We start from the raw sequence: 13,103 nt of genomic DNA, 5'->3' as shown, positions 1-13,103 counted from the left end.
AGGTCGGCGGGACCGGGTTGGAATCCCGTTCCAAGCGTTTTCTTTGTACAATCCGCGGCGATTCGCAACGGAGCCCGCCATGAGCATCGAAAACCTCGCCCCCGCCACCAAGGCCGCCGTTCTGGCCGAAGCCCTGCCCTACATCAAGCGTTTCCACGGCAAGACCATCGTCGTCAAGTACGGCGGCAACGCGATGACCGACGAGCACCTGAAAAGCTGCTTCGCCCGCGACGTCGTCCTGCTCGAACTGATCGGTTTCAACATCGTCGTCGTGCATGGCGGCGGCCCGCAGATCGAAAACCTGCTGACCCGCGTCGGCAAGAAGGGCGAGTTCATCCAGGGCATGCGCGTCACCGACGCCGAAACCATGGAAGTCGTCGAAATGGTGCTTGGCGGCCAGGTCAACAAGGACATCGTCAACCTGATCAACCAGCACGGTGGCAAGGCCGTCGGCCTGACCGGCAAGGACGGCAACTGCATCCGCGCCAAGAAGCTGATGCTGGAAGACAAGGACCATCCGGGCGACCTGATCGACGTCGGCCAGGTCGGCCAGATCACCAAGATCGACCCGTCGCTGATCGACCACCTCGACAAGGCCTCGTTCATCCCGGTGATTGCCCCGATCGGTGTCGGCGACGAAGGCGAGACCTACAACATCAACGCCGACGTCGTTGCCGGCAAGATCGCCGAAGTGCTCAAGGCCGAGAAGCTGGTGCTGCTGACCAACACCCCGGGCGTGCTCGACAAGGCCGGCAACCTGATCACCGGCATCACGCCAAAGGAGATCGACGAAATGGTCGCCGACGGCACGCTGTCCGGCGGCATGCTGCCGAAGATCGGCTCGGCGCTCGATGCCGCCCGCAACGGCGTCAAGGGCGTGCACATCATCGACGGTCGCGTCGAACACGCGCTGTTGCTCGAAATCCTGACCGACCACGGCGTCGGCACGATGATCAAGTCGCACTGACAAGACGCCCGCACAGCGGGCTTCTTGCGGCGGAGGCTAACCAGCCAAAGGCTGGTTAAGCGACGGTAAGGAGCGGCCATAGCCAACATCAATACCCAGCGCGTCTGGTTGTTCGATCTCGACAACACGCTGCACAACGCTTCCCCGCACATCTTCCCGCACATCAACCGGGCGATGCGCGAGTATATCGAGCGCCATCTCGGCCTCGACGAAAATACCGCCAACCGCCTGCGCCAGGATTACTGGCAGCGCTACGGCGCAACCCTGCTCGGGCTGATCCGCCACCACGCAATCGACCCGCGCCATTTCCTGCACGAAACCCACCAGTTTCCCGACCTCGCCCGCATGCTGGTGTTCGAGAAACCGCTGCTGCACACGCTCAAACGCCTGCCTGGGCGCAAGATCCTGTTCTCCAACGCGCCGCGCGCCTACGCCGAGGCAGTGCTCGAACTGACCGGCCTGGATCGCCACTTTGCCACGGTCTACACCGTGGAAAGCCTGAAATTCAGGCCCAAGCCGATGCCGCAGGGCTTCCGTGCGCTCCTGCGCGCCGAGCGCCTCGATCCGCGCCGCTGCATCATGGTCGAGGACAGCCTGGCCAACCTGATTACCGCCCGCAAGCTCGGCATGAAAACCGTGTGGGTGAGCGCTGGCTCTCGCCGATCGCCTTATGTTGACGTTCAGGTTTCGTCGGTAACGCAATTGCCGCAACGTTGCGGTCGACTATAATTCCGCCACAAAAATCATTCGAGGGACGACATCGATGGCGACCAAACCGGGCGAACGCCGCCTGCAGATCCTGCAAACCCTGGCTGAAATGCTGGAAACCCCGAAGGGGGAAAAGATCACCACCGCCGCCCTGGCCGGCAAGCTGACCTGTTCCGAAGCCGCGCTCTACCGCCACTTCGCCAGCAAGGCGCAAATGTTCGAGGGGCTGATCGAATTCATCGAGCAGAGCCTGTTCGGCGTCATCAACCAGATCACCGGCGAAGAGCAACGCGGTTTCCGTCAGATCGAACTGATCCTCGGCCTGCTGCTCAACTTCGCCCAGAAGAACCGCGGCATGACCCGGGTGCTGATCGGCGACGCCCTGGTCAATGAGAACGAACGCCTGCAGTTGCGCATCAACGCGCTGCTCGACAAGGTCGAGGCGGCGCTCAAGCAGGCCCTGCGCATCGCCGCGACGCAGGAGAGCTTCAAGGCCGACGCCGATTTCGGCGCACTGGCCAACCTGCTGCGCTGCTACGTCGTCGGCCGCTGGGAGCAATACGCACGCTCCGGCTTCAGCCGCGAACCGCTGGCGCAATGGCCGCAGCAATGGCCGATGCTCTACTTCGCCTGCCTCTCGCAGGCGGCCGCGAGTTGATGTGAAAATCGCTGGATTCCTGCGGTCGACCGCAAGAATCCAGCGAAATCGTTTCGTTCAAGCCTTCAGGTATTCGGCAACGTCGAGCGCAAAGTAGGTCAGGATTCCGTCGGCCCCGGCTCGTTTGAAGGCCAGCAGGCTTTCCAGCACCACCGCCTTCTCGTTCAGCCAGCCGTTCTGTGCGGCAGCCTTCAGCATCGCGTACTCGCCGCTGACCTGGTAGGCAAAAGTCGGCACACCGAACTCGTCCTTGACCCGACGCACAATGTCCAGATACGGCATGCCCGGCTTGACCATCACCATGTCGGCACCTTCCGCGATGTCCTGAGCAACTTCGCGCAGCGCCTCGTTGCTGTTCGCCGGGTCCATCTGGTAGGTGTATTTGTTGCCTTTGCCGAGGTTGCCGGCAGTGCCCAGGGCATCGCGGAACGGGCCGTAGAAGGCCGAGGCGTACTTGGCCGAATAGGCCATGATCCGCGCATTGACATAGCCGGCCGCCTCCAGCGCATCGCGGATCGCGCCGATTCGCCCATCCATCATGTCGGACGGTGAGACGATGTCGGCACCGGCCTCGACATGCGACACGGCCTGCCTGACCAGCGCTTCGGTGGTGATGTCGTTGAGCACATAGCCGTCGTCGTCGATGATGCCGTCCTGGCCATGCGTGGTGAATGGATCGAGCGCAACATCGGTCATCACCCCCAATTCGGGGAAACGCGCCTTCAGCGCACGGATCGCCCGCTGACTCAAACCGTCCGGGTTCCAGGCCTCGCACGCATCCAGGCTCTTGGCCGACGGATCGACGACGGGGAAGATGTCGAGCAGCGGAATGCCCAATTCCAGCATGCGCTCGCCGACGCGCAGCAACTCGTCGATCGACAGGCGCTCAACCCCCGGCATCGAGGGAATCGGCGCCCGCCCCGGCAATTCGTGGACAAAAACCGGGTAGATCAGGTCGTCGACCGTAAGCATCGACTCGCGCATCAGGCGTCGGGAAAAGTCGTCGCGTCGCATCCGGCGCAGGCGGGTGGCAGGGAAGGCACCGCGGTTGGTCATTGCTGAAAGCCTTTCGAACAAATCGAAAATTTTCCGCCGATCACGGAACTTTCACAAGTCGCCTCCATCCAATTCCACCAGATGGCACGCGCTGTCTCCCGCTTCACCTCCCTGAGCGGGTGCCTTGACGACGTTGAGGCATTTTGGCCCCCGGACCCCCCTTATCCGGGGGCCCTTTGTTTTCCAGCGCCGGTTTCTTTTCGAGCGGCAGATCCAACCAGCCGGCCAGCACCTTCTCCGCTTCCTCGAGCCCGCTTTTCTTCAGGCTGGAGAACAACTGGACGGAATAGGCGCCCTCCCCCCAATTCGCCAGCTCGATACGAACCGCCTTCAACACCTTGGTCTGCTCCTGACGCGACAGCTTGTCCGCCTTGCTGAGCAGGATGTGGATCGGTCGGCCGGTCGGCCGGAACCAGTCGATCAGGTTGCGATCGAGATCGGTGAACGGACGACGGCAATCCATGATCACAACCAGCCCGACCAGCGGCGAGCGCTGACTGAGATAGGGACCGATCAGCCCTTCCCATTGGGCGCGGATTTCCTCCGGCGCCTTGGCATAGCCATAACCCGGCAGATCGACCAGATACTTGTTTTCGGCAACCGTGAAATAGTTCAGGTGCTGCGTCCGACCGGGCGTCTTGCTGACGAAGGCCAGGCGCACGCGGCCTGCCAGGGTGTTGATCGCCGACGACTTGCCGGCATTGGAACGACCGGCGAAGGCCACTTCGCGGACGGCATCCTGCGGTAAATCTCGCAGATTGGCGACCGTTGTCAAAAAGGTCGCCTGTTGGAACAGAGGCATAAAAAACGCGGAAGACCCGCCTCGCAGAAGGGGAACTGATATAGAATAGCAGGTTTGTAACTTCCGTTCCGGCCAAAGCGCCCGTCAACGCGCACTAGGAGTTCGAAAAAATGATCCGTACCGCGGCAATGGCGATTCTGTTCGCTACCAGTTTCGTTACCCACGCTTCCGAAGAAGCCCCGGCCAAAGCCGATCCTGCCAAGGGCAAGCTTGTCGCCGAAACCATCTGTGTCGCCTGCCACGGCGCCGATGGCAACAGCATGGTCTCCGCCAATCCCAAACTGGCCGGCCAAGTTCAGCACTACATCTACAAGCAGCTGACCAACTTCAAGGCCAGCGAAGGCAAACCGGCCGCGCGTGACAACGCCATCATGGCCGGTATGGTCGCAGCCCTGTCCGACGAAGACATGAAGAACGTCGCCGCATGGTTTGCCAGCCAGAAACTGACCCCGGAATCGGCCAAGAACGAAAAGACCATCGAGCTCGGCAAGAAGCTGTGGCGCCAGGGCGATTTCCGCAAGGGCGTTCCGGCCTGCGCCGGTTGCCACGGCCCGACGGGCGCCGGTCTGCCGGCCCAGTATCCGCGGCTGTCCGGCCAGTTTGCCGAGTACACCGAAGCCCAGCTGAAAGCCTTCCGTGCCGGCGAACGCGCCAACGATCCCGAAGGCATGATGCGGACGATCGCAGGCAAGTTGTCAGACGCCGAAATCAAGGCGGTCTCCGATTACGCTGCCGGTCTGCGCTAAGCCGCTCCGCACCGGACGAAAAGGCAGCCAGCGGCTGCCTTTTTCTTTTGGCGACTTGTTAGGACATTGTCCCGGGGATAGACTCGGCACACCATAATGACAAGCTTGGAGACGACCATGAAGACACTCAAGCAACTGCTTGCCGAGAAACAGTATCCGCTGGCCGTCGTTGCGCCAGACGACACGGTCTTCCATGCACTGGACCTGATGGCCAGACATAATGTCGGAGCCCTGCTGGTCCTTGATGGCGAACGTCTGGTCGGCATTTTTTCCGAACGCGACTACGCACGCAAGGTCATCCTGCAGGGAAAATCTTCCAAGGAGACGCCGGTCCGCGCCATCATGAGCGACCGCGTCGCCTATGTTTCCCCCGACACGCCGCTTGAGCAATGCATGGCGCTGATGACCGAAAAACATTTCCGCCATCTGCCCGTTCTGGAAGACGACGGCAGCGTGGCCGGTATCGTTTCGATCGGTGACCTGGTCAAGGAAACCATCAGCGCCCAGCAATTCCTGATTGCTGAACTGGAGCGCTACATTTCCAGTTGATCCATGAATTCAGACAGCCAGTCCATCCATTTCCGCATTCTTGAAGATATCGCCCATGAACTTTCCGGCGACGTCAATTTCCCGACCTGCCTGGATGCTGCCCTGCTCGTCCGCAATACGCTGAAGGATCCGTTTGCCAACCTTGATCGCGTCGTCCAGGTGGTCGGCGTCGAACCGCTGATCTCCAGCAAATTATTGCGCCTGGCCAATTCGGTGAGTTACAACCCGGGCGGCAAGGCGATCACGGATTTGTCGGCGGCCATCGGGCGCATCGGTTTCGATGCCGTGCGCACGATTTCGCTGGCCGTGGCAATGGACCAGATGCTCAAGTCCCGGAACCTTGCCAGCTACGACGAACTGGCGCATCGCGCCTGGTCGCACTCGGTACAGGTCGCGGCAATTGCCCGCGTGCTGGCGCGGCGGCTTGGCCGGATCAACCCTGACGAAGCGATGCTCGCCGGCCTGGTGCACGATATCGGTATTTTTTACTTGCTCTACCGGGCCACCGAATATCCCGCTTACCGCGACAATCCACCGGCGATGCACGAACTGCTGGCCGGCTGGCACGAAGGTATCGGCGAAAGCTTGTTGCACGTTCTGGGTGTCCCGGAACGCATTACCGAAGCGGTACGCGATCACGACCATCTGCTCAACGTCGAAAACCCCTGCACGGTACGCGATGTGCTGTACTTTGCGAACCTGTTGGCCGGCAGCGATCAGGAATGGTTACCGATGGCCATTCCGCCCGATGAACAGGAAATGCGCGAAGCGGATCGTGCCCGTTACGTCGACCTGATCGCTGAGGCAGAAGACGACATCGCCGATCTGCGCAGCGCGCTCAGTCTATGAACCGCACGCCACAGACACCGCCGCTACGGCTCATCCAGACGAGTTACGTCCTGCTGGCGTTGCTCCCGCTCGCCTGGTTCATCCGGCTGACGGCGAACGACGCATTGGGAGAAGAACCGATCACCGCGGTACAGGCCTTCACGGGCAGCTGGACACTCAATTTCCTGATCCTGACCCTGAGCATCACCCCCTTGCGCAGTTGGACTCAGTGGCACTGGCTGACCCGGCTTCGCCGTATTTCCGGCCTGATCACCTTCTTCTATGGCAGCCTGCATGCGCTGGCCTATCTCTGGTTAGCGCAGGGGTTTGCGGTCGACGCCATGGCCCGGGATATTTCCCGGCATCCTTTCATCGCAGTCGGCATTGCCGCGTTCCTGCTACTGATTCCACTGGCCGCCACATCCAGCAAACGGGCGGTTCGTCGACTCGGTGGAAAACGCTGGCAGGAACTTCATCGCAGTATCTATCCGATCGCGATACTTGGCTGCGTGCACTACCTGTGGTCGAGCAAGCCGGATGAACTGCCCGGAGCGCTCGTCAGCGCACTGATTGTCGCCGGCCTGCTTGGCTGGCGCGCCCGCGAGCGCAAGCGTCGCGCAATCGCCGTGCCGGTCAACGAAAAACCAACGCCGCTACGTTTCTATAACAAGCGCCCCGACTGAAGCTCAACGCGGCTTGCGGTCGAAGCGGATGACGGCACGCCCATCGCCGATCGCCTTTGCTTCGGCTTTCCAGGCATGACCGTAGATGACTTCGAATGTCGCCGGCAGGCGGCCATCCTGCCGCATCGCTTCGTAAGCCCGACGCACCGCCGTCAGCCGACCGCTTCCGGTCAGTCCGTGGCGCCGCGCCTTCATCGCGCAGGTCGAGCCAGCGGCACGCAATTCGCCGAACAATTGATCCAGGCTGTCGTAAGTCAGCGTGACGACTTCCATGTCCATCACCGGGTCGGCATAACCGGCCTCGACCAGCATGTCGCCCAGATCGTGCATGTCGGTAAAACGCTGCGTATGCGCATAGCCATCCGCAAAAGCCGACCGCAATTCCTTGAGGGTATCCGGCCCCAACGTCGAAAACATCAACAGACCGCCGACTTCCAGCACACGATGAGCCTCGGCCAGCGCCGGCAGCGGATTGTCCAGCCAGTGCAGCAGCAGATTGGACCAGACCAGCGCGGCCGACCGCGAACGCAGGGGTAAAAGGGCGGCGTCCGCAGCCACGGGCAACAGTGCGGACTTTTCCAGCCCCAGCCAGCGCCGCCAGGCCGGACCGGCCGCGCGACCGGCGGCAAGCATCGCCGATGAGAGATCGATGCCGACGACATCCGCCCCGGGATAGCGCTTCAGCAGATGCTCGACACTGGCGCCGCGACTGCAACCGAGATCGACGATGCGCGGTGGCGAGATTCGGACGTAATCGAGCCGTTCCAGCATCCGCCGATCCACCTCGCGGGCAAAGAAATCGGCCTCCGGATACGTTTTTGCGACGCGATCGAAGCTCCGCACGACCGTGCTGCGGTCAACAAAGCCGGATAGCGGATTTTCGGCGCTCAAACCGCTTTCAGACCCAACCGGGCGAACAGCGCATCGTCACGCTCGGCCGCCGGATTGCCGGTGGTCAGCAATTCGTCGCCGTAGAACATCGAATTGGCCCCGGCCAGGAAACAGAGCGCCTGCATTTCATCGGACATTTCCTGACGTCCGGCCGACAGGCGGACCCAGGAAGACGGCATGGTGATGCGGGCGGCAGCGATCGTGCGGACGAACTCAAAGGGATCGAGACGCGGCTGATCGGCCAGCGGCGTACCGGGGATCGGCACCAGGTTGTTGATCGGCACCGATTCGGGCGGCGTCGGCAGATTGGCCAGCTGAACGATCAGCGCGGCGCGGTTCTTGCGCGATTCGCCCATGCCGATGATGCCGCCGGAACAAACGTTGATGCCGGCATCGCGCACCTGATCCAGCGTATCCAGCCGGTCGTCGTGGGTGTGCGTCTTGATCACCTGGCCGTAGAATTCCTTGTCGGTATCCAGATTGTGGTTGTAGTAATCAAGACCGGCTTCCTTCAGCTGTTCGGCCTGCCCTTCCTTCAGCATGCCCAGCGTGACGCAGGTCTGCATGCCCAGCGCCTTGACCTCGCGCACCATCGCCAGCACCTTATCGAGATCGTTGTCCTTGGGGCTGCGCCACGCGGCACCCATGCAGAAGCGCGAAGCGCCTTTTTCCCTGGCCACCTTGGCCGCCGCGACCACTTCATCCAGCGGCATCAGACGCTCGCGCTCGAGGTCGGTTTCGTAGCGTGCCGACTGCGAACAGTAGGAACAATCCTCGGAACAACCGCCGGTCTTGACGGAAAGCAGCGTCGAGCGTTGAATGGCATTGGCATCGAAATGCTCGCGATGAACCTGCTGTGCCCGGAAGATCAAATCCATCAAGGGCAAGTCATAAAGCGCCAGCACCTCGTTCAGGGTCCAGGAACGGACCGGGGCGACGGACAGGTCGGAAACAGCAGCGAGAGGACGAGCTTGCATCGAAAAACCTTGCGAAATAAAGGGTTATGGCAGACAACAGCGTAATTATGAATTATCGAAGGCCTGCGAGTCGATGTCAATTTTACCCCATCCCATCCTGAGCAGGCGTCGCTTCGCCCGGCTGAGCGGGCGCTATTTGCCGAACAGCTGCCTGTTATGCGGTGCCGACCATGAATTACTGATCTGTCAGGCCTGCTGCCATGACCTGCCGGCATTGCCGGAACAGCGCTGCCCGCAGTGCGCGCAACCGACCACCCACGGCGAGCGGTGCGGCACCTGCCTGCAGCGGCCGCCGCACTTCGCCAGTTGCCACGCGGCATTTCGTTACGATTTCCCGATCGATCGCCTGATTCAGGCCTTCAAATACGGGCAGCGACTGGCGCTCGCGCCCTGGTTCGCAACGCGTCTGGCGGAAATTGACGGACTGCCGACGGTCGACCGCATCCTGCCGATGCCGCTGCATCCGTCGCGCCTGCGCGAACGAGGCTTCAACCAGGCGGGGGAAATGGCGACACATCTGGGAAAACGCCTGCAATGCCCGGTCGACCTCAACAGTCTGCGTCGATGCCGGCCCACCGCCCATCAGGCAGATCTGCCGCTCAACGCCCGGGCAGCCAATGTCCGCGGCGCCTTCGCATGCGCGGCTAGCCTCGACGGCCTGCGCGTCCTGCTGGTCGACGACGTGCTGACCAGCGGCGCCACCGCCGACGAATGCGCCCGGGTATTGCGCCTGCACGGGGCCATCGAGGTACACATCGGCATCGTCGCCCGGGCCTTGAAAGGCTAGAATCCGCGCTTTTGCCGGAAATCCATCGTGTTCGCCGTCGTCCTGCACCAACCGGAAATTCCACCCAATACCGGAAACATCATCCGGATGTGCGCCAATACCGGTGCCGAACTGCATCTGGTCGAGCCCCTGGGGTTTTCGCTGGACGACCGGCATCTACGGCGCGCCGGCCTGGATTACCACGAATATGCGACACTGATTCGTCATGCCGACTGGTCGGCCTGCCGGGCCGCACTGGCCGGGCGACGAATGTTCGCGATGACGACCAAAGGCAGCGGCAATCTGTACGCCACGCCGCTGTTGCCCGGCGATGTCTTCGTCTTCGGTTGCGAAACGGCCGGCCTGCCCGACCCGCTGCTGCAGGAATTCCCGGCTGGACAACGTCTACGTCTGCCGATGCTGCCCGGCCAGCGCAGCCTGAACCTCTCCAACGCCGCCGCGGTAACGGTATTCGAAGCCTGGCGTCAGAACGGCTTCGGCGGTGCGCAGGCGATCTGAGCGCGCGCCTACTCCAGCTCTTCCCTGGGATCCCGGGCCATCAGGCGAGCCACCGCGTCGCGGGCGCTCAGGCCATCATCGAGCATTGCCGCCACCGCCTGACTGATCGGCATCTCGATCCCGAGACGCTCGGCCAGACGAACCGTTTCGCGGGCAGTAAATACCCCTTCGGCAACATGCCCGAGTTCGTCGAGAATCTGTGCCAGCGCCTTGTCCTGCGCCAGCCCCAGACCGACCCGCCGGTTCCGCGACAGATCGCCGGTACAGGTGAGGATCAGGTCGCCCATGCCGGCCAGGCCCATGAAGGTTTCGCGCTGCCCGCCAAGCGCCACGCCGAGGCGGGCGATCTCGGCCAGGCCGCGGGTGATCAACGCCGCCCGCGTATTCAGGCCAAGGCCCAGGCCGTCGCAGACGCCGGTTGCAATGGCCAGCACATTCTTGACCGCCCCGCCGACCTCGACGCCGACCAGATCGTCGTTGGCGTAGATGCGCAGATTACCGCCGTGCAGTTCGCGTGCCACGCGACGGGCAAAAGCCCCGTCGCTGGCGGCCAGACTGACGGCGGTCGGATGGCCGGCCGCCACCTCCTCGGCAAAGCTCGGGCCGGACAGCGCTCCGTAAATCTGCCCGGCGGGAACGATATCGGCCACCACCTGATGCGCCAGTTTGCCGCTACCGGCCTCGAATCCCTTGCAGACCCACAGGATCGGCGCCCGACAGCCGGCGGCGACAAGATTTTCGACGCTCGGTCGCAGACCGGCCATCGGCGTCGCCACGATCACCAGGTCGACATCGGTCAGCGCAGCGGCGAAAACGGTTTCAATCCGTACCGATTCGGGCAGACGATAGCCCGGAAAAAAGCGGCGGTTTTCGCGGGTTTCACGCAGGTCGACCGCAACATCCGCCTCGCGGGACCACAAGCTCACCGCATGGCGATCGGCAAAAGCGATGGACAGCGCCGTGCCCCAGGCACCGGCGCCCAACATGGCAATTCTCATAGACCCCAGACCTGATTGGCGCGAACGAACCCGCTACCGCCCTCGGGATGGCTGACCCGAACCCAGCCGGGCGCCGCCGGACCGGCATAATCGAGCACCACCCACTTCTCGACCTGCCGGCTGACCGGTGCGTTGTCGTTATCGGCCGCCCGCAGTTCGGCATGGGCGGCCGTGACGATCAGCGTACGGCGATCGACCAGCTGACTACTGGCAATCCAGGCCAGACTGCCTTCAGCGTCGCGGACCTTCAGCCAGCCTTCAAGTTTGACGACGACCTCGACCGGCGTGGCAGTCTTGATCAGATACAGCTTTCGAGCCTTGTCGGACGGTGCGTCATACAGGATGGCTGCCGGCACGCCGACCGACCGGTAGTCCGCCGCCAGCGACGGCAACGAAACGAGAAGGGCGAGAACGGCGAACAGGCAGCGCATGATGATTACTGCAGCGGCGTGTCAGGTGCGCCCTGCTGTTCCTGCAGGCGCTGCATGTACATGCCTTCGAAATTGACCGGCTGCAGGACGATCGGCTGGAAGCCGGCACGCACGACCGCGTCGGACACCGCTTCGCGGGCATAGGGGAAGAGCACGTTCGGGCAGGCGATCGCCATCAGCGGCTCCATCTGTTCCTGCGGCACGTTCTGTACGCGGAAGATGCCTGCCTGACCGACTTCGACCAGGAACACGGTCTTGTCGCCGATATTGGCCGTGACGGTCACGGTCAACACCACTTCATAGACATTTTCGCCGACGCCGCGGCCGGTGGTATTCAACTGGATGGAGACCTGCGGCGCTTCCTGTTCGAGAAAGATTTCCGGCGCATTCGGCACCTCGACGGAGAGGTCCTTGACGTAGAGTTTTTCGATGCCGAAAACCGGTTGTTGTTCGTTCTGTTCCATGGATCACTTTCTGAGAAAAAAAGGTTCAGGCCTCACCGGCCAGCAGGGGCAACAAACCGCCTGCCTTGTCGAGGGCGACCAGATCGTCGCAGCCGCCGACATGCGTGTCGCCGATGAAGATTTGCGGCACGGTACGCCGCTGTGTTTTCTGCATCATTTCATCGCGCCGGTCCGGATCGAGATCGACCCGGACTTCCTCGATCTGCGTGACGCCTCGCGCGGCCAGCAATTGCTTGGCGCGAGTGCAGTAAGGGCAAACTGCCGTCGTGTACATCAGCACCGGCCGGCTCATTTACGCCCCGCCTTCTTCAGCGGATACCCCGCAGCCACCCAGGCATCGACACCGCCGCTGAGATTGTTGAGATGGGCGAAGCCCTGCTTCTTGAGCTCCGCACATGCCTTGTTCGAACGCATGCCGGCGGCGCAACAGACGATCAACGGCTTTTCCCGGTACTTCTCGAGTTCGCCCAGGCGCTCGTCCAGCTTCGCCACCGGAATATTGAGCGCCTCCGGTATATGCCCGGCCGCAAACTCGGCCGGCTCGCGCACGTCGAGCACCGCCGCTTCTTCACGGTTGATCAGCAGCGTCGCCTCCCCTGGATTGACGGCCTTGCCGACCGGCCGGAACAGCAGCGGCCAGAGCAGCCCGAGTCCGCTGACGACAACGATGCCGATGAGCAGAATGTTTTGATTGATGAACTCCATCGGCATAACCTAAGCCTCACTCCCGCAAAAAACCTCGCGCATCATACCGACCAGTTGCAGCGTGCGCTGATCGCCAACCCGGTAAAACACCCGGTTGGCATCCTTACGCGTCACCAGGACGCCCTTTTCCCGAAGAATCGCCAGATGCTGGGAAATATTGCTCTGCGAGGTTCCGACAGCATCGACGATGTCCTGCACACAAGCCTCCTGATCGCCGAGCACGCAGAGTATCTTCAGGCGCAATGGATGCGCGATCGATTTGAGCGCGCGCGCGGCCGTTTCGATGTGCTCCTGTTTCTCGATCAGGTTGAAGGAAGCAACTTCCAAGATGAAACCCCGGTTTGATTGAACGGTT

At 62.2% G+C, this 13,103-nt stretch carries 19 protein-coding genes; 9 read left to right on the top strand and 10 right to left on the bottom strand.

Annotated features, from left to right (window positions below; translation table 11 throughout):
• The first annotated feature begins 79 nt into the window (after window positions 1–79).
• From argB to slmA, 3 genes are all read left to right on the top strand, one after another.
• Window positions 80–967, top strand: a complete 888-nt coding sequence (gene argB, locus L0962_RS15260; RefSeq protein WP_234087319.1) for an acetylglutamate kinase — start codon at window positions 80–82, stop codon at window positions 965–967.
• Between the two features lie 108 nt (window positions 968–1,075).
• Window positions 1,076–1,696, top strand: coding sequence for a pyrimidine 5'-nucleotidase (locus L0962_RS15255; protein WP_234087318.1), 621 nt, complete (start codon window positions 1,076–1,078; stop codon window positions 1,694–1,696).
• Between the two features lie 34 nt (window positions 1,697–1,730).
• Window positions 1,731–2,333, top strand: coding sequence for a nucleoid occlusion factor SlmA (gene slmA, locus L0962_RS15250; protein ID WP_234087317.1), 603 nt, complete (start codon window positions 1,731–1,733; stop codon window positions 2,331–2,333).
• A gap of 57 nt (window positions 2,334–2,390) precedes the next feature.
• Here slmA and hemB read toward each other — a convergent pair whose 3' ends face one another.
• On the bottom strand, window positions 2,391–3,389 hold the full coding sequence (hemB, locus tag L0962_RS15245; protein WP_234087316.1) for a porphobilinogen synthase: 999 nt from the start codon (window positions 3,387–3,389) through the stop codon (window positions 2,391–2,393).
• Window positions 3,390–3,492: 103 nt separating this feature from the next.
• Window positions 3,493–4,191 (bottom strand): ribosome biogenesis GTP-binding protein YihA/YsxC, encoded by a 699-nt coding sequence (gene yihA, locus L0962_RS15240; protein ID WP_234087315.1) that lies wholly within the window; start codon window positions 4,189–4,191, stop codon window positions 3,493–3,495.
• A gap of 110 nt (window positions 4,192–4,301) precedes the next feature.
• On the opposite strand from yihA, the gene L0962_RS15235 reads away from it, so the two are divergent.
• From L0962_RS15235 to L0962_RS15220, 4 genes are all read left to right on the top strand, one after another.
• Window positions 4,302–4,937, top strand: coding sequence for a cytochrome c (locus L0962_RS15235; protein WP_234087314.1), 636 nt, complete (start codon window positions 4,302–4,304; stop codon window positions 4,935–4,937).
• A 117-nt stretch (window positions 4,938–5,054) separates the two neighbouring features.
• A complete protein-coding gene (locus L0962_RS15230) occupies window positions 5,055–5,486 on the top strand; it encodes a CBS domain-containing protein (protein WP_234087313.1) in 432 nt (143 codons plus the stop codon).
• A gap of 3 nt (window positions 5,487–5,489) precedes the next feature.
• Window positions 5,490–6,335, top strand: a complete 846-nt coding sequence (locus L0962_RS15225) for an HDOD domain-containing protein (protein ID WP_234087312.1) — start codon at window positions 5,490–5,492, stop codon at window positions 6,333–6,335.
• Window positions 6,332–6,997: a sulfite oxidase heme-binding subunit YedZ gene (locus L0962_RS15220; RefSeq protein ID WP_234087311.1), complete on the top strand. Its 666-nt coding sequence runs from the start codon at window positions 6,332–6,334 to the stop codon at window positions 6,995–6,997. The genes L0962_RS15225 and L0962_RS15220 overlap by 4 nt, the downstream gene beginning before the upstream one ends.
• Window positions 6,998–7,000: 3 nt before the next feature.
• Here the strand turns inward: L0962_RS15220 and L0962_RS15215 are convergent, their stop codons facing one another.
• Window positions 7,001–7,888 carry a methyltransferase domain-containing protein gene (locus L0962_RS15215; RefSeq protein WP_234087310.1) on the bottom strand — a complete coding sequence of 296 codons (888 nt, stop codon included), beginning with the start codon at window positions 7,886–7,888 and terminating at the stop codon, window positions 7,001–7,003.
• The gene (gene bioB / locus L0962_RS15210; protein ID WP_234087309.1) at window positions 7,885–8,865 is read right to left on the bottom strand and encodes a biotin synthase BioB; all 981 of its coding nucleotides are present in this window, start codon (window positions 8,863–8,865) and stop codon (window positions 7,885–7,887) included. The genes L0962_RS15215 and bioB overlap by 4 nt, the downstream gene beginning before the upstream one ends.
• A gap of 73 nt (window positions 8,866–8,938) precedes the next feature.
• Between bioB and L0962_RS15205 the strand changes: the two genes are divergently transcribed.
• Together L0962_RS15205 and L0962_RS15200 are read left to right on the top strand one after the other, a co-directional pair.
• Window positions 8,939–9,652, top strand: a complete 714-nt coding sequence (locus L0962_RS15205) for a ComF family protein (RefSeq protein ID WP_234087308.1) — start codon at window positions 8,939–8,941, stop codon at window positions 9,650–9,652.
• A 27-nt stretch (window positions 9,653–9,679) separates the two neighbouring features.
• The gene (locus L0962_RS15200; RefSeq protein ID WP_234087307.1) at window positions 9,680–10,150 is read left to right on the top strand and encodes a tRNA (cytidine(34)-2'-O)-methyltransferase; all 471 of its coding nucleotides are present in this window, start codon (window positions 9,680–9,682) and stop codon (window positions 10,148–10,150) included.
• 8 nt (window positions 10,151–10,158) lie between these two features.
• Here L0962_RS15200 and L0962_RS15195 read toward each other — a convergent pair whose 3' ends face one another.
• Genes L0962_RS15195 through L0962_RS15170 form a run of 6 tightly spaced genes read right to left on the bottom strand, consistent with a single transcriptional unit; the run spans window position 10,159 to window position 13,075 of the window.
• Window positions 10,159–11,148: an NAD(P)H-dependent glycerol-3-phosphate dehydrogenase gene (locus tag L0962_RS15195; RefSeq protein ID WP_234087306.1), complete on the bottom strand. Its 990-nt coding sequence runs from the start codon at window positions 11,146–11,148 to the stop codon at window positions 10,159–10,161.
• Window positions 11,145–11,579 (bottom strand): SH3 domain-containing protein, encoded by a 435-nt coding sequence (locus tag L0962_RS15190; RefSeq protein ID WP_234087305.1) that lies wholly within the window; start codon window positions 11,577–11,579, stop codon window positions 11,145–11,147. The genes L0962_RS15195 and L0962_RS15190 overlap by 4 nt, the downstream gene beginning before the upstream one ends.
• A 5-nt stretch (window positions 11,580–11,584) precedes the next feature.
• Window positions 11,585–12,043, bottom strand: coding sequence for a protein-export chaperone SecB (gene secB / locus L0962_RS15185; protein WP_234087304.1), 459 nt, complete (start codon window positions 12,041–12,043; stop codon window positions 11,585–11,587).
• Window positions 12,044–12,068: 25 nt separating this feature from the next.
• Window positions 12,069–12,335: a glutaredoxin 3 gene (gene grxC, locus L0962_RS15180; protein WP_234087303.1), complete on the bottom strand. Its 267-nt coding sequence runs from the start codon at window positions 12,333–12,335 to the stop codon at window positions 12,069–12,071.
• The gene (locus L0962_RS15175; RefSeq protein ID WP_234087302.1) at window positions 12,332–12,748 is read right to left on the bottom strand and encodes a rhodanese-like domain-containing protein; all 417 of its coding nucleotides are present in this window, start codon (window positions 12,746–12,748) and stop codon (window positions 12,332–12,334) included. The genes grxC and L0962_RS15175 overlap by 4 nt, the downstream gene beginning before the upstream one ends.
• Before the next feature lie 9 nt (window positions 12,749–12,757).
• On the bottom strand, window positions 12,758–13,075 hold the full coding sequence (locus L0962_RS15170; RefSeq protein ID WP_234087301.1) for a helix-turn-helix transcriptional regulator: 318 nt from the start codon (window positions 13,073–13,075) through the stop codon (window positions 12,758–12,760).
• Between the last annotated feature and the right edge of the window lie 28 nt (window positions 13,076–13,103).

The organism is Azonexus sp. R2A61, from assembly GCF_021401135.1.
GTDB lineage: Bacteria > Pseudomonadota > Gammaproteobacteria > Burkholderiales > Rhodocyclaceae > Azonexus.
The sequence above is the reverse complement of the archived record's forward strand: the minus strand, read 5'-3'. Positions and strand labels throughout refer to the sequence as shown.